This is a genomic window from Paenibacillus chartarius, from assembly GCF_042432825.1.
Classification (GTDB): domain Bacteria; phylum Bacillota; class Bacilli; order Paenibacillales; family NBRC-103111; genus Gordoniibacillus; species Gordoniibacillus chartarius.
Genome location: NZ_JBHLWN010000071.1, coordinates 31990 through 48298 on the forward strand (window position 1 = coordinate 31990; position 16309 = coordinate 48298).

General features: G+C 56.9%; 23 protein-coding genes and 1 pseudogene. 15 read left to right on the forward strand and 9 right to left on the reverse strand.

What is annotated here, in order from left to right:
• Positions 1 to 22: 22 nt before the first annotated feature.
• The 3 genes from ACFFK0_RS17505 to ACFFK0_RS17515 all read right to left on the reverse strand — a co-directional run bounded on the left by ACFFK0_RS17505 (position 23) and on the right by ACFFK0_RS17515 (position 927).
• On the reverse strand, positions 23 to 235 hold the full coding sequence (locus tag ACFFK0_RS17505; protein ID WP_377471582.1) for a spore coat protein: 213 nt from the start codon (positions 233 to 235) through the stop codon (positions 23 to 25).
• 140 nt (positions 236 to 375) lie between these two features.
• Entirely contained in the window at positions 376 to 651 is a 276-nt protein-coding gene (locus ACFFK0_RS17510) for a YciI family protein (protein WP_377471583.1), read from the reverse strand.
• A gap of 81 nt (positions 652 to 732) precedes the next feature.
• Positions 733 to 927 (reverse strand): hypothetical protein, encoded by a 195-nt coding sequence (locus tag ACFFK0_RS17515; RefSeq protein WP_377471584.1) that lies wholly within the window; start codon positions 925 to 927, stop codon positions 733 to 735.
• Between the two features lie 122 nt (positions 928 to 1049).
• Here ACFFK0_RS17515 and ACFFK0_RS17520 point away from each other — a divergent pair, with 122 nt between their 5' ends.
• On the forward strand, positions 1050 to 1334 hold the full coding sequence (locus ACFFK0_RS17520) for a hypothetical protein (RefSeq protein ID WP_377471585.1): 285 nt from the start codon (positions 1050 to 1052) through the stop codon (positions 1332 to 1334).
• Between the two features lie 23 nt (positions 1335 to 1357).
• Here the strand turns inward: ACFFK0_RS17520 and ACFFK0_RS17525 are convergent, their stop codons facing one another.
• Positions 1358 to 1891 (reverse strand): 5' nucleotidase, NT5C type, encoded by a 534-nt coding sequence (locus ACFFK0_RS17525; protein WP_377471586.1) that lies wholly within the window; start codon positions 1889 to 1891, stop codon positions 1358 to 1360.
• 126 nt (positions 1892 to 2017) lie between these two features.
• On the opposite strand from ACFFK0_RS17525, the gene ACFFK0_RS17530 reads away from it, so the two are divergent.
• Positions 2018 to 2836, forward strand: coding sequence for a sugar phosphate isomerase/epimerase family protein (locus tag ACFFK0_RS17530; RefSeq protein WP_377471587.1), 819 nt, complete (start codon positions 2018 to 2020; stop codon positions 2834 to 2836).
• 53 nt (positions 2837 to 2889) lie between these two features.
• On the opposite strand, the gene ACFFK0_RS17535 is transcribed toward ACFFK0_RS17530, so the two are convergent.
• On the reverse strand, positions 2890 to 3327 hold the full coding sequence (locus tag ACFFK0_RS17535) for an Hsp20/alpha crystallin family protein (protein ID WP_377471588.1): 438 nt from the start codon (positions 3325 to 3327) through the stop codon (positions 2890 to 2892).
• A gap of 148 nt (positions 3328 to 3475) precedes the next feature.
• Here ACFFK0_RS17535 and ACFFK0_RS17540 point away from each other — a divergent pair, with 148 nt between their 5' ends.
• Complete coding sequence (locus ACFFK0_RS17540) at positions 3476 to 3712, forward strand: hypothetical protein (RefSeq protein WP_377471589.1); 237 nt, start codon at positions 3476 to 3478, stop codon at positions 3710 to 3712.
• Positions 3713 to 3765: 53 nt separating this feature from the next.
• On the opposite strand, the gene ACFFK0_RS17545 is transcribed toward ACFFK0_RS17540, so the two are convergent.
• Positions 3766 to 4038 carry a hypothetical protein gene (locus tag ACFFK0_RS17545; RefSeq protein WP_377471591.1) on the reverse strand — a complete coding sequence of 91 codons (273 nt, stop codon included), beginning with the start codon at positions 4036 to 4038 and terminating at the stop codon, positions 3766 to 3768.
• Between the two features lie 99 nt (positions 4039 to 4137).
• On the opposite strand from ACFFK0_RS17545, the gene ACFFK0_RS17550 reads away from it, so the two are divergent.
• From ACFFK0_RS17550 to ACFFK0_RS17570, 5 genes are all read left to right on the forward strand, one after another.
• The gene (locus ACFFK0_RS17550; RefSeq protein WP_377471592.1) at positions 4138 to 4386 is read left to right on the forward strand and encodes a hypothetical protein; all 249 of its coding nucleotides are present in this window, start codon (positions 4138 to 4140) and stop codon (positions 4384 to 4386) included.
• A gap of 105 nt (positions 4387 to 4491) precedes the next feature.
• Positions 4492 to 5436, forward strand: coding sequence for a metal ABC transporter solute-binding protein, Zn/Mn family (locus tag ACFFK0_RS17555; RefSeq protein WP_377471593.1), 945 nt, complete (start codon positions 4492 to 4494; stop codon positions 5434 to 5436).
• Between the two features lie 23 nt (positions 5437 to 5459).
• Positions 5460 to 6230, forward strand: coding sequence for a metal ABC transporter ATP-binding protein (locus ACFFK0_RS17560; RefSeq protein WP_377471594.1), 771 nt, complete (start codon positions 5460 to 5462; stop codon positions 6228 to 6230).
• Between the two features lie 4 nt (positions 6231 to 6234).
• Positions 6235 to 7173, forward strand: a complete 939-nt coding sequence (locus ACFFK0_RS17565; protein WP_377471595.1) for a metal ABC transporter permease — start codon at positions 6235 to 6237, stop codon at positions 7171 to 7173.
• Positions 7170 to 8072 carry a metal ABC transporter permease gene (locus tag ACFFK0_RS17570; RefSeq protein WP_377471596.1) on the forward strand — a complete coding sequence of 301 codons (903 nt, stop codon included), beginning with the start codon at positions 7170 to 7172 and terminating at the stop codon, positions 8070 to 8072. Before ACFFK0_RS17565 ends, ACFFK0_RS17570 begins: the two co-directional genes overlap by 4 nt.
• A gap of 77 nt (positions 8073 to 8149) precedes the next feature.
• Here ACFFK0_RS17570 and brfA read toward each other — a convergent pair.
• Positions 8150 to 8302 (reverse strand): annotated as a pseudogene (gene brfA, locus ACFFK0_RS30690) (ribosome rescue factor BrfA); the annotation flags it as partial.
• Between the two features lie 123 nt (positions 8303 to 8425).
• Here brfA and ACFFK0_RS17575 point away from each other — a divergent pair.
• On the forward strand, positions 8426 to 8611 hold the full coding sequence (locus ACFFK0_RS17575) for a hypothetical protein (RefSeq protein WP_377471597.1): 186 nt from the start codon (positions 8426 to 8428) through the stop codon (positions 8609 to 8611).
• Positions 8612 to 8669: 58 nt separating this feature from the next.
• Positions 8670 to 9020, forward strand: a complete 351-nt coding sequence (locus ACFFK0_RS17580) for a carboxymuconolactone decarboxylase family protein (RefSeq protein WP_377471598.1) — start codon at positions 8670 to 8672, stop codon at positions 9018 to 9020.
• A 199-nt stretch (positions 9021 to 9219) separates the two neighbouring features.
• On the opposite strand, the gene ACFFK0_RS17585 is transcribed toward ACFFK0_RS17580, so the two are convergent.
• Positions 9220 to 9486 carry a DUF2627 domain-containing protein gene (locus ACFFK0_RS17585; protein ID WP_377471599.1) on the reverse strand — a complete coding sequence of 89 codons (267 nt, stop codon included), beginning with the start codon at positions 9484 to 9486 and terminating at the stop codon, positions 9220 to 9222.
• 143 nt (positions 9487 to 9629) lie between these two features.
• Between ACFFK0_RS17585 and lpdA the strand changes: the two genes are divergently transcribed.
• The 4 genes from lpdA (at position 9630) to ACFFK0_RS17605 (ending at position 14970) form a co-directional block, all read left to right on the forward strand.
• Entirely contained in the window at positions 9630 to 11060 is a 1431-nt protein-coding gene (lpdA, locus tag ACFFK0_RS17590) for a dihydrolipoyl dehydrogenase (RefSeq protein WP_377471600.1), read from the forward strand.
• Positions 11061 to 11220: 160 nt separating this feature from the next.
• The gene (locus ACFFK0_RS17595; protein WP_377471744.1) at positions 11221 to 12231 is read left to right on the forward strand and encodes a thiamine pyrophosphate-dependent dehydrogenase E1 component subunit alpha; all 1011 of its coding nucleotides are present in this window, start codon (positions 11221 to 11223) and stop codon (positions 12229 to 12231) included.
• Positions 12222 to 13202: an alpha-ketoacid dehydrogenase subunit beta gene (locus tag ACFFK0_RS17600; RefSeq protein WP_377471601.1), complete on the forward strand. Its 981-nt coding sequence runs from the start codon at positions 12222 to 12224 to the stop codon at positions 13200 to 13202. Before ACFFK0_RS17595 ends, ACFFK0_RS17600 begins: the two co-directional genes overlap by 10 nt.
• Before the next feature lie 235 nt (positions 13203 to 13437).
• Positions 13438 to 14970, forward strand: a complete 1533-nt coding sequence (locus ACFFK0_RS17605) for a dihydrolipoamide acetyltransferase family protein (RefSeq protein ID WP_377471602.1) — start codon at positions 13438 to 13440, stop codon at positions 14968 to 14970.
• Here ACFFK0_RS17605 and prli42 read toward each other — a convergent pair.
• The gene (gene prli42, locus ACFFK0_RS17610; RefSeq protein WP_377471603.1) at positions 14967 to 15068 is read right to left on the reverse strand and encodes a stressosome-associated protein Prli42; all 102 of its coding nucleotides are present in this window, start codon (positions 15066 to 15068) and stop codon (positions 14967 to 14969) included. The genes ACFFK0_RS17605 and prli42 overlap by 4 nt on opposite strands.
• A gap of 99 nt (positions 15069 to 15167) precedes the next feature.
• Between prli42 and ACFFK0_RS17615 the strand changes: the two genes are divergently transcribed.
• A complete protein-coding gene (locus ACFFK0_RS17615; RefSeq protein ID WP_377471604.1) occupies positions 15168 to 16304 on the forward strand; it encodes a M20/M25/M40 family metallo-hydrolase in 1137 nt (378 codons plus the stop codon).
• Positions 16305 to 16309 lie beyond the last annotated feature (5 nt).

Consider the following 16309-nt stretch of genomic DNA (forward strand, 5'->3'; position numbering starts at 1 on the left):
AATTCACCTCCATGTGATTGGGTTATTTCGCTGCTGGGGATAAAATGGTCTGCATCTCGTTCAGAGCTTGAGTCGTGTTCTGAATATCCGTTTGGATCAGCGCCTTAAGCGCAGGGTCCTGCGCCAGCTGCTGGCGAGCCTTTGCTTCAAGCAGGCAAACAGTCTTGGCCGTCATCAATTCGTGCAGCTCCAGCGTTTCGTGCAGGGCGAGTCCTTGCTGTGCGGATTGCATCATCGTCGGTTCACCTCCAGTCCATGGATTAGAATGCCCACAAAGGGGCTGTATATGCAACATCAGGATTCCGCGAGCAGGAAGACATTCAATTCAAAGAAAAATAAAAAGACCACACCGCCAACCGGTATGGTCTCTCCATGTCAAGCAAGCTCGATCGGAAACTGAAGCGGTTTCCATTCCCGAAGCTCAAGCGTACGGGCGCCGTGCAAAACAACCGGATCTTGCTCCGCAAGCTCCCTGGCTTCTTCAACGGTTTCCGTCTTGTACAGCACGAGACCGCCTTTACCGTCCGTAAACGGTCCGGCCATGATCACCTTGCCTTGATCGAATAAGCGGCTCAAATATTCAAGATGGGCAGGTCGATGGGCCATATTTTTCTCTTGATCAATGATCGTCAGGAATGCAGCGTGAATCACTAAAGTCTCCTCCGTTTCCTATCGCTTCCACCTTGTATTGTAGGCGTCCCTAACGTGCATGTCCAGTATCTTTTCTCGATCCTACGTATCGGCCTTCAAGAAATCGTACTCGTCCCGCATCAGCCGTTCCCCTCCGACCGTTACATATAGCGGATTAAACCCCTCCACAGCGCCGATGCGAGAGCTGGTATAGTCCATGCGGCGGCGGACATAGATCGAGGAGTGTGCGAGAAACGCCTGTTCAAATTGCCGATCCGTACGAAGTTTTCTTAGCATAAAATCACCCCGACATAGTTTGTGTGGAACTTGGACAATTATGTCTGCCGGGGATAAGCGAACATGGTATAATGTGGGAGGCATCGGTTTAGGACCAGCACCTAGCAGGGGGGCTCCCAATAATGAATTTTAATTTTTCCGCGTCGCTAATTGCTACGATTATCGTTATCCTCATATTGTTTATGTTTTACAGAAAAAGAAAGGAAGACGAGAAAGGGCTTGGCTGGAAGCTTGTCGGGTTTTTCGTGCTCGGCTCGTTCGTTTTTAGCTGGCAAGGCATTCCGATACCGGCAGGCTATATCGTTATAGTGCTGATGTTACGACCGCGGAAGAATGCACGTATCAAACAATATTCGGCGCTGCTTGGCGTCATTATGGTATTGCTGGGACGTCTCATTCCGGTCTAAGGGGCAATCAATCGATTCCGCCTTCACACATTGCCGTTCGCAAACAGCTCGCGCACTTGAAGCCAATCGTCCACTCGGGTATACCCGGTTTCGAACACGTTGTGCGGAGCGGTAAATAAAATGCCTTTCCCCATGAAGCCTTGAAAATGGCGGCTGTTGTCGTCGATCAAGTAGTCGGCGCGAATAATGCTCTTGTCCCCGCAAAAGACGATGTTCATATCCGGGATGAACGGGAAATGCTCCTTGAGCCAGCGGTACTTGGCATTGAACGAATTCGGAACTTCCATGGCCGCGGTTGTGATGTAAATGTCATACCGCTCCTGCAGCTCACGGAGAACGTCTTGGCTGTGTTCCTTTAAGCCCAAATCGGCGAAAAACTCCGGGTGCTTCAGCAGCTCGTAAACTTCGTCGCCGCATTTGGCGATGTGCCGGAGCTTCTTGCCCTGCAGCTGTTCGGGTGTTACGGAATCCTCATATTTTTCGTTGTACTGGCGCAAATACTTGCTCATAAAGTCGGCGATCACTTCGTCCATATCAACCGCAATACGCTGCTTCATCATTAACCACCTCGAGTTCGTTCTCAAGCTCAGTGTAAACGAGTTAGGTGAAACGGGTCAAATGAGCCGCTCGATTCAATCTTCATTTATATGGTAAGCTAAGGCGGAGAGAAGGAGAGGAGAGGAGTGGAACGGGCCGTGGACTATATCCGATTGAAGACCAATATTTTGAACCATTGCGTAGAGGATCGGTTGAAATACGATCCCGACATCGTCGAACTGCACTTGGAGCTCCCCGATTTGCTGGAGGAGGCGGCGCTGCGGCGGACGATCGTTCGTCTTCAAGAGCAGGGCGTAAAGGTGTATCTTCATCAGCCGCCGAAGCTGGAGGGGACGTTCTGGGATTTGATGACGGGAGATGCGGCATTTTACGATCAGTATATGGACGTATCGCGCCGGTTGGCCCGAATTTGCCGGGAGGAGCGCGTACGGAGCGTCATTCATGCCCATTACGCTTATTCGCCGGAGCAGCCTTTGCATCGCATCACCGCTACCAATTCACAAGAATTGCGCAGGCGGATCGAACATGTAACAGAGTTTGCGGGCGATGCTTTCTTGTGGGAGGATACGATTCACGGACTGTTCTCCTACGAAAATCCTTATCTTATAGACGAAGTTGTAAAACCTCTGAACCTGCCGCTCAATGTGGACGTCAGCCACGCATTCATCGCCCTTGGCGGCGACAACGACAAGCTGCGAGGCGTACTTCAGGCGACTCGTCCATATGCTCAGTATTACCATTTGGTGGACAGCATGGGGGTCGCTCATGATTCGCTGCCGCTTGGTCAAGGCCGGATTGACTGGAGAATGGTCGCGCCTCTCGTGGCGGATCGCGATTTTATTTTTGAGATTTCGCTGCCGGACGATCATTCGGATTGTACCCGGATGATTGAAAGCGCCGCCTATTTTCGAGGTGTGCTCGCAGAAGCGGGGCAGATCCGATAAAATAGAAAGTCCCTGAAGCAGGATATGCCTGGCTCAGGGACTTTTGCGGGTTCTTAGTGAAAATCAACGTCAATCCGGCGCGCGGCATCGACCGTTTCTTTCGGCATGCGCACCTCAAGTACACCGTTCCGGTACGAGGCCGACGCACCTTCCGCCTTGACGCGCACCGGCAGCGAGACCGAGCGCTGAAACCGGCCGACGAACCGCTCGCTGCGGTGCATGTCAGCTTCTTGAATGTCCCCGTGCCGCTTGACGATGCCTTGAATGGTCAATTGGGTGTCGTCAATACGAATGTGGACGTCCTCTTTGTTTTCCAGCCCGGGGATGTCGCAATGTGCGACAACTTCGTTATCCGTCTGAAATACGTCGATGCGGGCGATGCCGTAATCCGGACCGAAGCCGAATGCCGCAGGAAGCTCCTGGAACCAGCGGTCGACATAGCTGCGTACTTGATCGATCGGACGCAGCGGATCTTGCGGGATGAGCGCCATCTCGGTTACCCTCCTGATTGTAAATCGTCCCGAAAATATCGGTCCGCAATCGTAGAGTTCCCATGCGGCGGTAGGCGAATGTATCGCAAGTTTGGAATGACAGTGCTATACTGGGATCCACATCTCTTCATAGGAAAGGATCGATTCTATGACGCTCCAATATGCTCATCTTAGCCATGACGCGACACGCTTGCTGGCGGGGCGAACCGGCAACCCGCGGCTGCAGGTGTTCGTCCGGATCGACCCGCAGGACAGCGGCAGCAGCTTTTTTCTTATCCCTTACCCGGACAAAATTCTGCACGTACCGTTCTCCGATCTAAGCTACGATCCGCTGCGCTTCGAATCGCTCGTCGATGCGCTTTACCGTGCCATATATGAATCCTGAGCAGGCTTACATTCAAAAGAGCTCACGGCCGACGGCCGGAGCTCTTGAATCGCTTACGCTTTCGTTTTGACCAATTGCAGCGCCTGCTCGGCGATCGTCGGCATGAAGTTGTTCATGCAGCTGCACAAGAAATCTTTCCGGCAAACCGGGCACGGCGCGGTGAACAGGCGGTTGATGTGAGTCGCATGCTCTTCGCCGCTGGCTGTGCGCTCATAGCCGATACGGCACTTGGTGCGGTCTTTCAGAACGGCAACGATTTCAAACAGACCGTTCTTCGTATTGTCGCTGACAATATTGGCTTCGACGACTTGCGGATTGTAGGCCATAGTAATTACCTCCTTGTGGAAAACGATGAACCGAATTGCATTTGTATATTATATAAAGAATACACCAATTATTCAACGGAGGAAAGGGAGACGACTTACATGATTACTTTCGACTATGTAACGAAGGAAGCGGCGGAAGGCGGGGGCTGGGACATTCAAATCGGTTTGAAGTTTGATGACGAGCCGGAGGAGCTGTACGTAGCGCATGTACATATGGATGATCAAGGCATATTGGGCGTTCCGGTCCTTTATTTCAACGGGATGGATTGCCGGTATGCGTGGAAAACCGACGAAAGGGTAGCACTGGAGACGTTTGTCCGACAAAGTACGGCTCGAATAGGCGAATGATGAGACAATTCAAATTTTTTTACCGCAAATGTTGCATTGGGTCAACTTATTTGCATATAATCAAAATAGATAGATGAGCGAAAAAGTTTAGGAGGATGGGAACTTATGAAACGTTCAGGCTGGACCCGGGCGGCGATGACGGTGCTTGTGCTGGCGGGCGTGTTTCTGCTTGCGTCCTGCGGCGCGGCACCGACCGCTTCGAATGCGGGGGGCAAGTTAAAGGTAACGACGACGATCGGGATGATTACGGATATCGTGAAGGAAGTCGGCGGCGAGCATGTTGAGGTCACGGGCATTATGAAAGCGGGCGTCGATCCGCATTTGTATAAAGCGTCGGAAGGGGACATCGGCAAGCTGGACCGGGCGGATGTTATCTTCTACAACGGATTGCACCTGGAAGGCAAGATGGTCGAAATTTTTGAGAAAATGTCCAAGAGTAAGAAGACGGTAGCCGTATCCAGCGGTATTGACGAAGCGAAGCTGCTGGCAGGCGATCCGCAGCTAGGAACTGCGCACGATCCGCATATCTGGTTTGACGTCAAAAATTGGATGTCGGCCGTTGAGACGGTCCGCGACGAGCTCGCTAAGGTTGATTCGGCTCATGCGGACAGCTATAGGGCGAATGCTGACGCGTACCTCAAGAAGCTGGAGGAGCTTGACGCTTATGCGAAGGCGCAAATCGGTTCGATACCGGAGCAGCAGCGGGTGCTCGTCACTGCTCATGACGCGTTCGGTTACTTCGGCAGAGCGTACGGAATCAAGGTGATGGGGCTGCAGGGCATCAGCACGGCGTCCGAAGCGGGGACGAAGGACGTTACGGAGCTGCGAGACTTTCTGGTAAGCAACAAAATCAAGGCTGTATTCATCGAGTCGAGCGTTCCGCGCAAAGCAATCGATGCAGTCATTCAAGGAGCCAAGGAAAAGGGGCACACGATCGTCATCGGCGGCGAGCTGTTCTCGGACGCGATGGGCGAAGACGGTACGCCGGAAGGCACGTACATCGGGATGGTTCGCCACAATGTCGATACGATCGTCAAAGCGCTGAAATAATCCATTTTGGGAGGTTGACTATCATGACTCAGGAACGGAAGCCGCTGGTCGTTCGCGACTTATCGGTAGCGTATCAAAAGAAGCCCGTCCTGCGGGGCGTATCGTTCGAAGTTCCGGAAGGGAAGCTGATCGGCATTATCGGACCGAACGGCGCCGGCAAATCGACACTCATTAAAGCGGCTCTGGGCTTCGTGCCGAAGCTGACGGGAGAGGTTGCCGTCTACGGCAAGCCCTACAAAGAACAACGCATGCTGGTCGGCTATGTGCCGCAGCGGGAATCGGTCGACTGGGATTTCCCGACGAATGCGCTCGATGTCGTCACGATGGGACGGTACGGGCGGCTCGGCTGGTTCCGCCGTCCCGGTGCGGAGGATCGACGGATCGCAATGAATTGCCTGGAGCAGGTCGGCATGGCCGACTTCGCCGGAAGGCAGATCAGCCAGCTGTCCGGAGGCCAGCAGCAGCGGGTGTTTCTGGCTCGTGCACTGGCGCAGGATGCGCAGCTGTATTTCATGGATGAACCGTTCGCCGGTGTCGATGCCGCTACGGAGAAGGCTATTATTACGCTTTTAAACGAGTTGAAGCGGCAGGGAAAGACGGTGCTGGTCGTCCATCACGATCTGGCGACGGTAAACGAATATTTCGACTGGGTGCTGATGCTGAACGTTCAGCTGCAGGCGTTCGGACCGACCCAAGAAACGTTCACGAAAGCGAATTTGCAGCGCACCTATGGCGGCAAGCTGGCAATGGTTGAAACCGGCGAAGGCGACGCACTCATCAAGATAGGGGGGTAACGGTATGACGGATTTCGCGATGTTGGCGCTCGATCCGAACGTTCAGTGGATCTTGTTCGGATCGCTTCTTCTCGGGCTGTGCAGCGGCGTGATCGGTTCGTTCGCTTATTTGCGGAAGCAATCGCTGATGGGCGATGCGCTGTCGCATGCCGCTCTTCCCGGAGTATGTCTCGCCTTTCTGATCACCGGCTCCAAGTCGATTTTCGGCTTTCTCGCCGGGGCCGCCATTGCCGGTGTTGCGGCAACGGTGGGCATCGGCCTTTTGACGAGATACTCGCGGATCAAGCCGGACTCGGCGATCGCGGCGGTGCTGTCCGTATTTTTCGGCTTCGGGCTGATGCTGCTGACCGAAATTCAGCACAGCGGCTCCGGCAATCAGAGCGGACTCGATAAGTTTTTGTTCGGGCAGGCCGCTTCCATGGTCGCCAGCGACGTATATACGATGGTGATCGTGTCGATCGGTTTGCTGACGGTTTGCTCGCTGCTGTTTAAAGAGTTCAAGCTGCTCAGCTTCGACCCCGGCTTTGCGCGGGGGCTCGGCTATCCCGTAGCAATACTGGATCAACTGATGATGCTGCTGATTGTCATTGCCGTAGTCGCCGGCATTCAAGCCGTCGGCGTCGTGCTGATGGCGGCGCTGCTCATCACGCCGGCCGTTTCGGCGAGGTACTGGACCGACCGGCTCGGCGTCATGATCGCTTTAGCGGGTCTGTTCGGTGCGCTTAGCGGCGCGATCGGCACATTGATCAGCGCCTCCGGCAACAACTTGCCGACCGGACCGCTCAGCGTACTGTGCGCGACGGCATTGTTCGTGTTCTCCGTCGTATTCGCTCCGCGCCGAGGGCTAATCGGCAAGCTGCGGACTCGAGCCGAGGCGCGCAAAGCGCTGCTGGCCGTCGCCCAAACGGCGGCAGTGACGCAAGGAAAGGGGGAAGCGATATGAACACCTGGCTCATTATTTTGACGGGGGTACTCGTTACGAGCGCTTGCAGCATCGTCGGCTGCTTCCTCGTTCTGCGCCGCATGGCGATGATCGGCGACGCGATCTCCCACAGCGTCCTGCCGGGGATCGTTATCGCCTTCCTGCTGAGCGGGACGAGAGACTCGGTTTGGATGATGTTCGGTGCAGCCGCTGTTGGACTTTTGTCCGTATTTCTGATCCAATTGTTTCATCAAGGCGGTGTTCAGTCGGACGCTTCGATCGGCGTCGTGTTCACGTCACTGTTCTCCGTAGGCGTCATTCTGGTCAGCGTCTTCGCGCGCAACGTCGATCTCGACCTCGATTGCGTGCTTTACGGTGAAATTGCATACGTGCCGTGGAATACGCTGGAGCTGTTCGGCGCCGATATCGGCCCCAAGGCGATATGGACGGTTGGCATCGCTCTGCTGCTGAGCATGCTTGTCATCGGATTGTTCTACAAGCAATTCAAGCTGTGCGCGTTCGATCCGGGGCTTGCGGCGGCAGTGGGCGTTCCGGTCGCATTGTTCCATTATGTGTTGATGGGACTCGTGTCGGTGACAACCGTAGCTTCGTTCGAGAGCGTTGGCGCGATTCTCGTCGTCGGGATGCTGGTCGTGCCGCCGCTGACAGCGTACCTGCTGACGGACCGGCTAAGCGTCATGATTGGGCTCAGCGTGGTATGCGGCGCCGTCAGCGCTATCGGTGGCTATTACGTCGCAAGCTGGCTGGACGCTTCGATTACCGCATCGATGATTTCCGTGGCCGGCTTGCTGCTGGCGCTTGCATTCCTGTTTTCTCCGTCGCACGGCGTCGTGATGCGGAAGTGGAAGCAGCGTCGCGAGCTGAGGGAGCTGCACATGCAGGACGCGGCGTCCGTATAGTAACGTATATAAGGCAAAATGGAACCCGGTTCGCCGTTACCGTAACGGTCGATCGGGTTCCATTTTTCAGTTCGATGCTTACGCTGCCGCTTTTCCATTCGTTCCGTCCGTGACGGGGTGGTACGCTCGATAGGGTTGATCCCGTTCCAGCTCAATCTGTCGAGACGGGGATCGCGGCGACCTTCCCGGACGGCTTGGCGGCGTTTCTTAGCCGCTCTGCTGCTGGCCATTCGTGTATTCCTCCTTGACCGTATATACTTGTTTATGACTTTACGATACAGGCACGGTTCATGACCGGCAAGGGAAAGTTTGCCTGGAACGATATATTCCGATTAAGGAGGCATAACGGCCTGATGAACATTCACATTCGCCTGATGGTTGACGGGCGCGAAGCGGCATCCGCTACGATTGCGATCGACGATTACAAGCTGGAGCCGCTGACTGCGGAGGAGCGCGAAGCGAGCGTCGAGACGGCGGTGCGCACCTGGACCGACCGGCATATCGAAATCGTGTGGGAGACGGAGGGCGGGCCCGAATGACGGAGCGGGGGACAGGGCATGACTAATTCCATCATCCGACGACGAAGGTGGAATGTTCATGTCAACCCAAGCAACGATTGACCGCAAAGTCGATGCCTACAAAACCGGCGTCGGCGCCATGAGCGACAAGCTGCCGCAGCTGACGCGCGCTTATCATGATTTTACGGGAGAATGCTTTAAGCAAGGAGCGCTCTCCGCGAAAGAAAAGCAGCTGATCGCCTTAGGTATCGCTTTGTTCGCCAACAATGAAATCTGTACGTTCTATCACGTGCAAGAAGCTGTCTCCGCGGGCGCTTCCGACGAGGAAGTGCTGGAGGCCGCAGGCGTCGCTGCTGCGGTAGGCGGCGGTCATGCGATGTCGCAGGGCGTAACGCGCGTCCAGCAGGCACTGCAGTCCGTACAGGGATAAGGCAGACCTGTCATCCGAAACGAAGAAAACCTAGCCGCCCGGGCTAGGTTTTCTTGCTGTAGGAAGCCTATTATTGCAGGTAAGCAGCGACTCCCCTAAGTGATCGATGTCGGTATCCTCTAGCCGAGCGATTCCCGCTGTCGCCAGTCGTCCCCTGTGACCTGTCGTAAAAGCTCAACGCAGCAAAAAGGCGAGGCGCCTATTTTCTGCGCTTCGCCTTGAACCGGGGCGCTACATAGTTGCGTTTGCGGTCCCGGAAAAATACCCAACCCGATATAAATGCAACGCCGGCCAAAAACAGAACGAGCCCGAGCAGCAGCTTGCCCCACTGAATATGCGGATCGCTCTCCGGCGGACCGAACTGGGCGAAGAAGGCGTCCTTCATGGCGAGGAAGCCGTAAGTGGCCGAGATCCCGGGAATGACGAGCATCAATATGGCGATAAAACGGTAAAATGCCGGTTTCATGCCGAACCTCCTGTTACGATTGCAATCATGTAGACTATCATAACGCGAGCGGGAGATTGGCGCAATGAAATTAGGCACTTTTGTTTCGCTGCGGAAACAGGGTACAATAAAGGTTGGAATTGGATGGGTGGGAGGAATGGTCGATGAGCAGCAAGCATTATGATATCGTCGTGCTCGGAGGAGGAACCGGCGGCTACGTAGCGGCAATCCGGGCGGCGCAGAACGGGAAGACGGTCGCGGTCGTCGAGAGGGACAAACTGGGCGGAACTTGCCTGCATCGCGGATGCATTCCCAGCAAGGCGCTGCTGCGCAGTGCCGAAGTGCTGGCGACGGTGAAGCGCAGCGAAGAGTTCGGCATCGTGACGGAAGGGGCGGCGCTGGACTTCGGAAAGGTGCAGTCGCGGAAGAACGCGATCGTCGAGCAGCTTCATAACGGCGTACAATTTTTGATGAAAAAATATAAAATCGATGTATACCGCGGCGAAGGGCGCCTGCTTGGACCGTCGATTTTTTCGCCGCGGAGCGGGACGGTGTCCGTTGAGGTTGCGGAGGATGAAATCGAGAATCTCGTACCGAAGCATCTGATCATCGCGACAGGCTCGCGGCCGCGCACGCTGCCGGGACTGGAACCGGACGGGGAGCTCGTCCTGACAAGCGAGGAAGCTCTGGAGCTGGAGCAGCTGCCGAAGTCGATGCTGATCGTCGGCGGCGGAGTGATCGGCGTCGAGTGGGCGTCGATGATGAACGATTTCGGCGTGGAAGTGACGATCGTCGAGTATGCGAACCGGCTCGTTCCGCAGGAAGATGCGGACGTGTCGCGCGAGCTGGAGCGGCTGTTCAAGAAGCGCGGCATCCGCGTCCTGACGGGAGCGAAGGTGCTGTCCGAAACGCTGGAGAAGGGCGAAGGCGGCGTAAGGCTTCAAGCGGAGCATGGCGGCCATGCGACTCTGCTGGAAGCGGACAAGCTGCTCGTCAGCGTCGGTCGGGAAGGCAATGTCGAGCGATTCGGCCTGCAGGAAAATACGGACGTCAAAGTCGAGCGCGGCCTGATCGTCGTCAATGACCATTTTCAAACGACGGAAGGGCACATTTATGCGATCGGCGACGTGATCGGCGGATTGCAGCTGGCGCATGCGGCGACGCATGAAGCGGTTGCTGCGGTCGACCATATTTGCGGTGTGGAGGGCACGCACCGTTACGAGCCGCATCTTGTGCCGCGCTGCGTGTACACGCGCCCGGAGCTCGCTTCCGTAGGCTGGACCGAGGAGCAGGCGAAGGAAAAAGGGTATGAGGTGAAGACGGGCAAATTTTCGTTCAAGGCGATCGGGAAGGCGGTCGTGTACGGAGATGCGGACGGCTTTGTCAAGGTTGTGGCCGATGCGAAGAACGGCGACGTGCTCGGCGTACATATGATCGGTCCCCATGTAACCGATATGATCAGCGAAGCGGCACTCGCCCAGCTGCTCAATGCAGCGGCGTGGGAGGTCGGACAGACGATTCACCCGCATCCGACGCTGTCGGAGGCGTTTGGCGAAGCGATGCTCGTTCTCGACGGCAAATCTCATGCGATCTGAGGCTTGAGCCTTAGATCGTGCATTTGACAAAAGTTGCAGTCAAGTTGTGCAGAAGTTTATAATATAGTTATAATGTCTAGTATTAGTACCAGGTAATAAAAACAACCAACACCATGCTGAAGAGCTGAAGGGGGAACGCTCCGTGTCCGTCGGTCAATTGATGAAGCACCGGACCTTGGGCTTGTCGGATGAACAGGTACTGCACATGTACCGCGTCATGCTTACAGCCCGTAAATTTGATGAGCGCAATTTGCTGCTGCAGCGGGCGGGGAAGATCGCCTTCCACGTATCCGGCATCGGCCAAGAGGCTGCGCAAGTGGGGGCGGCATTCGCTCTCCGGGAGCAGAACGATTATTTTCTGCCGTATTACCGGGACTACGCGTTCGTCCTCAGCGTCGGCATGACGCTCCGCGACTTGATGCTGGCCGCATTCGCCAAAGCGGAAGATCCGAACAGCGGCGGCCGCCAGATGCCGGGGCATTTTAGCTATAAAAAGCTTCATATCGTGACCGGCTCCTCGCCGGTATCTACGCAAGTGCCGCACGCGGTCGGGATTGCGCTCGCAGCCCGGATGAAAGGGCAGAACGATCTTGTTGCGTTCACGTCGTTCGGAGAGGGCTCCAGCAATCAGGGGGACGTGCATGAAGGAATGAATTTTGCCGGGGTGCACAAGCTGCCGGTTATCTTCATGTGCGAGAACAACCAGTATGCAATTTCTACGCCGATCCACAAGCAGGTCGCCGGGCAAATCGTCGATCGCGCGCTCGGCTACGGCTTTGCCGGTGTGCGGGTGGACGGCACCGACGTGCTGGAGGTGTACGCAGCAGTGAAGGAGGCGCGCGAGCGCGGCGTTCGCGGCGATGGCCCGACGCTGATCGAAGCGGTGACGTACCGCATTTCGCCGCATTCGACGTCGGATGACGATATGCTGTACCGGACGAAGGAAGAGGTGGATTTTCACCGGGGCAAGGACGGCCTGGCGCGCATGAAGCAGTATTTGCTCGATTGCGGGCTGTGGACCGAAGCCGACGACGAGGCGCTGCATAGCGAGCTGAAGCGCGAAGTGAACGAAGCGACGCAGTACGCCGATCTGGCGCCTTATCCGAGGGCGGAGGATACGCTGACACATGTGTATGCGGATGAAGAGGGGGATCGGGACCAATGGCGGTAATTACATACTTGGAAGCGATCCGTTCGGCGATGGAAGAGGAGATGGCCCGTAACGACGACGTATTCGTGCTCGGCGAGGATGTCGGCAAAGGCGGGGTACTCAATGCGACTAAAGGCTTGCGGGACCGGTTCGGCGAAGCGCGCGTGTTCGATACGCCGCTGACGGAGTCGGCGATCGTGGGCGTTGCAATCGGAGCGTCGATGTACGGTATGCGGCCGGTGGCGGAGATGCAGTTTGCCGATTTTATTTTCCCGGCGACGAATCAGATTATCAGCGAGGCGGCAAAGATTCGCTATCGATCCAATAACGATTGGAACTGTCCTATTGTCATTCGGGCTCCTTACGGGGCGACCGGCGGCAGCGCACTGTACCATTCGCAGTGTCCGGAATCGGTGTTCTTCGGAACGCCGGGGCTGAAGATTGTCGCTCCTTCCAACCCTTACGATGCAAAGGGGCTGCTTAAGGCGGCGATTCGCGACCCGGACCCGGTGCTGTATTTCGAGCATAAGAAGTGTTATCTCGGCGTCACGGGGCCGGTGCCGGACGAAGAATATATCGTGCCGATCGGCAAAGCGGATGTGAAGCGCGTCGGCAGCGACATTACGGTAATTTCGTACGGGATTACGGTGCAGTACGCGCTGCAGGCGGCGGAATTGCTGCAGAAGGAAGGCTACTCGGCGCACGTGCTCGATCTGCGGACGCTGCAGCCGCTCGACAAGCCGGCCATTCTCGAAGCGGCGTCGCGCACCGGCAAGGTGCTGATCGCACACGAAGACAACAAGACGGGCGGCGTCGGAGCGGAAGTGGCGGCACTGATCGCCGAGGAGCTGCTGTACGATTTGGACGCGCCGATCATGCGCGTGTGCGGTCCGGATGTGCCGGCGGTCGGGATGAACCCGCCGATGGAGAAGTTTTTCCTGCCGAGCATCGACAAGATGCTGGAGGCGATGCGCAAGCTGGCGCAGTATTGATCGGGTGCGAAGAATTAGCGGGAAAACTCCGGTCATTTTGTACATGTCCCCAAAAACCGAAGAGTTGCAATGGAATAGATGGAGATTTTCCCTTTGCGTCTCGGCAAAGCATGGTAACCGCTATTCAGAGGGAGAAATTCCACTGGCATTAAGAGCCATGCAGGGGAGCAAAGGATATAGAAGATGTTAAGGCTGCGGGCGGGGCGAGCCGTCCGACGGTCGGTTGGAGGCTATCATGAGTGAATTGAGAGGCAATATTGTCGAGGTGCCTGTGCCGCATCTTGCGGAAAGTCTGGTTTCAGCGGTCATTGGTACGTGGCTGCGGCAGCCAGGCGATTATATCGAGCAGTATGACGTGCTGTGCGAGCTGTTCACGGATAAAGTGAACACCGAGATGCCGTCGCCGGTGGCGGGCAAGCTGATTAAAATCCTGGTCGGCGAGGGCGAGACGGCGGCGGTCGGTCAAGCAATCTGCTTGATCGAGACGGAGGCGGACGCTGCGGGAACGGGCGGCGGCTACAACTTCACCGGCGCGAATGGCAGCGATGCGTACGATCATCAAAGCGGAGCAGCTGTATCAGCGCCAGGCGCGGCAGCGTCATCGGCGGCGAGTGCTGCGGCCGGCACATCTCGGCCGGCAGGCGGCGCCGCGGCCGTGCAGGCGGCCGGTCCGATGAGCGGCCGCTATTCGCCGGCCGTGCAGAAGCTCGCCGCCGAGCACGGCGTCGACCTCAGCCGAGTCGCCGGCACCGGCCTCGGCGGGCGCATCACGCGCAAGGACGTAGAGGACTACGTCCAGCGCGGCGGCGCCGGTGCCCGCACAACGGCGGCACCTTCAGCGGCTGCAGCGCATCAGCAGCCGTATCCGGCCGCGCCCGGCGGAGCTTCGGCTCCGCAGGCAGCGGCCTACGGCGCCCCCGCGCCGCAGACGCAGCCCGGCGCGGGCGCGGACCCTGCGGAGGCAGCCTTCGGCGCGCCGCCGGCCATGCCGCCCGTGCGCAGCACCGGGCTGCACCTGACGCAGCATCCGCCCACGCCTCTCATCGAGGTTGAGGCGCAGGCGGAGGGCCGCGGCGAATACTTCATCGACGTGACGCCGATGCGAAACGCGATTGCGAGCCGCATGCGCCAAAGCAAGACGGAGATTCCGCACGCTTGGACAATGATCGAGGTCGACGTGACGAACCTCGTCCAGCTCCGGAACAAAACAAAAGACGAGTTCATGCGCCAGGAGGGGATCAACCTGACGTATCTCGCCTTTATGCTCAAAGCCGTGGTCGGGGCAATCAAGGATTACCCGATCATGAACTCCGTCTGGGCCGTCGACAAAATCATTGTGAAGCGGGACATCAACATTTCGCTTGCCGTCGGCACCGAGGACTCGGTGCTCATGCCGGTCATCAAGCGCGCCGACCAGAAGAGCATCGCCGGGCTTGCCCGCGAAATCGACGAGCTGACTCGCAAGGCGCGGGCCGGCAAGCTGAACCTGAACGATATCCAGGGCGGCACGTTTACCGTCAACAATACCGGCTCTTTCGGCTCGATCTTGTCGTATCCGGTCATCAACTATCCGCAAGCGGCCATCGTCACGTTCGAATCGATCGTCAAGAAGCCGGTCGTCATTCAAGATATGATTGCCGTGCGTTCCATGGTCAATCTGTGCTTGTCGCTGGACCACCGGATCCTGGACGGCATCATTTGCGGACGCTTCCTGCAGCGGGTCAAAGAAAACCTGGAGGCTTACAACCTCGACACGAAGCTGTATTAAGCGAATATCATTTGCAGCGAGAAGAGGACCGTCGAGAGCAGCATGGAAATGAGCATGACGTAAACGACGATTTTAAATAAGAGACGGTTCCGGAACATTTCCGAGCGCCACCTTTCAATGAGGAATAAATAGGACCTCGAAATCCTACACTCATTGTAAACGACAACAGCTACGTAAGGAAAGCGGGCGAGCCTAACATGATTAACCAAGAACGACTCGTGAACCAATTCATCGAGCTGGTTCAAATCGACAGCGAAACGAGACATGAGCAAAACATCTCGAAGCATCTGCAGCAGCTGTTCGTATCGCTCGGACTCACCGTTGAGGTCGACGATTCCGCGGAGCGCAGCGGGCACGGCTCCGGTAACCTGCTCTGTACGCTGGAAGCGAGCGCCGCGCCGGAAACGACGCCAACCGTATTTTTCACGAGCCACATGGACACGGTCGCACCGGGCAAAGGCATTAAGCCGCAGATCGGTGCCGACGGCATCATCCGCAGCGACGGCACGACGATTCTCGGCAGCGACGACAAAGCCGGCATCGCGGTTATGATCGAGGCAATCCGTCTCATCAAGGAGCATAACAAGCCGCACGGCACGCTGCGCTTCGTCATTACGGCCGGCGAGGAAGCCGGGCTTCGCGGCGCTCGGTTCATGAAGCCAGGCTGGGTGCAGGCCGATTTCGGCTTCGCGCTCGATTCCAACGGGAAGATCGGCGATATCGCCGTCGCCGCTCCCGGCCGCGCCGAAATCCACATAACGTTCACGGGGAAAACGGCGCACGCCGGCGTCAATCCGGAGGACGGCATTTCCGCCATTCAAGTAGCCGCCAAGGCCGTTTCCCGCATGCCGCTTGGCCGCATCGACAGCGAGACGACCGCCAACATCGGTTCATTCTCCGGCATCGGACCGCTCAATGTCGTCTGCGATCAGGCGAAGCTGGAGGCGGAAGCGCGCAGCATCAATATCGACAAGCTGAATGCACAAATCGCGAAAATGAAAGATGCGTGCGAATCCGCTGCCGCCGAATTTCATGCCAAATGCGATTTCAAAGCTGACATCGTGTACGCACCGTTCGTGCACAACGACGAAACTCCTGTCGTGAAGCTGGCCTCCAAGGCGCTCAGCGCCGCCGGCTGCACGCCGCGTACGTTCCATTCCGGCGGGGGCAGCGACGTCAACGTGTTTAACGGTCTCGGCATCCCGTCGGTCAATCTTGCTGTCGGGTACCAGGATATCCATACGACGAACGAGCATATCGCAATCAGCGATATGGTCAAGCTGACCGAGGTCGTGCTGTCGATCGTCGATGAAGTTGTAGCTTCGGCAAAATAAGCAAT

Coding starts and splice junctions, on each gene's coding strand:
- lpdA (WP_377471600.1), top strand. CDS start 9,630: ATGAGCAGCAAGCATTATGATATCGTCGTGCTCGGAGGAGGAACCGGC.
- ACFFK0_RS17545 (WP_377471591.1), bottom strand. CDS start 4,038: ATGGCCTACAATCCGCAAGTCGTCGAAGCCAATATTGTCAGCGACAAT.
- ACFFK0_RS17525 (WP_377471586.1), bottom strand. CDS start 1,891: ATGAAGCAGCGTATTGCGGTTGATATGGACGAAGTGATCGCCGACTTT.
- ACFFK0_RS17550 (WP_377471592.1), top strand. CDS start 4,138: ATGATTACTTTCGACTATGTAACGAAGGAAGCGGCGGAAGGCGGGGGC.
- ACFFK0_RS17540 (WP_377471589.1), top strand. CDS start 3,476: ATGACGCTCCAATATGCTCATCTTAGCCATGACGCGACACGCTTGCTG.
- ACFFK0_RS17560 (WP_377471594.1), top strand. CDS start 5,460: ATGACTCAGGAACGGAAGCCGCTGGTCGTTCGCGACTTATCGGTAGCG.
- ACFFK0_RS17570 (WP_377471596.1), top strand. CDS start 7,170: ATGAACACCTGGCTCATTATTTTGACGGGGGTACTCGTTACGAGCGCT.
- ACFFK0_RS17595 (WP_377471744.1), top strand. CDS start 11,221: ATGAAGCACCGGACCTTGGGCTTGTCGGATGAACAGGTACTGCACATG.
- ACFFK0_RS17600 (WP_377471601.1), top strand. CDS start 12,222: ATGGCGGTAATTACATACTTGGAAGCGATCCGTTCGGCGATGGAAGAG.
- ACFFK0_RS17555 (WP_377471593.1), top strand. CDS start 4,492: ATGAAACGTTCAGGCTGGACCCGGGCGGCGATGACGGTGCTTGTGCTG.
- ACFFK0_RS17580 (WP_377471598.1), top strand. CDS start 8,670: ATGTCAACCCAAGCAACGATTGACCGCAAAGTCGATGCCTACAAAACC.
- ACFFK0_RS17575 (WP_377471597.1), top strand. CDS start 8,426: ATGAACATTCACATTCGCCTGATGGTTGACGGGCGCGAAGCGGCATCC.
- ACFFK0_RS17565 (WP_377471595.1), top strand. CDS start 6,235: ATGACGGATTTCGCGATGTTGGCGCTCGATCCGAACGTTCAGTGGATC.
- ACFFK0_RS17605 (WP_377471602.1), top strand. CDS start 13,438: ATGAGTGAATTGAGAGGCAATATTGTCGAGGTGCCTGTGCCGCATCTT.
- prli42 (WP_377471603.1), bottom strand. CDS start 15,068: ATGTTCCGGAACCGTCTCTTATTTAAAATCGTCGTTTACGTCATGCTC.
- ACFFK0_RS17535 (WP_377471588.1), bottom strand. CDS start 3,327: ATGGCGCTCATCCCGCAAGATCCGCTGCGTCCGATCGATCAAGTACGC.
- ACFFK0_RS17520 (WP_377471585.1), top strand. CDS start 1,050: ATGAATTTTAATTTTTCCGCGTCGCTAATTGCTACGATTATCGTTATC.
- ACFFK0_RS17585 (WP_377471599.1), bottom strand. CDS start 9,486: ATGAAACCGGCATTTTACCGTTTTATCGCCATATTGATGCTCGTCATT.
- ACFFK0_RS17515 (WP_377471584.1), bottom strand. CDS start 927: ATGCTAAGAAAACTTCGTACGGATCGGCAATTTGAACAGGCGTTTCTC.
- ACFFK0_RS17615 (WP_377471604.1), top strand. CDS start 15,168: ATGATTAACCAAGAACGACTCGTGAACCAATTCATCGAGCTGGTTCAA.
- ACFFK0_RS17505 (WP_377471582.1), bottom strand. CDS start 235: ATGATGCAATCCGCACAGCAAGGACTCGCCCTGCACGAAACGCTGGAG.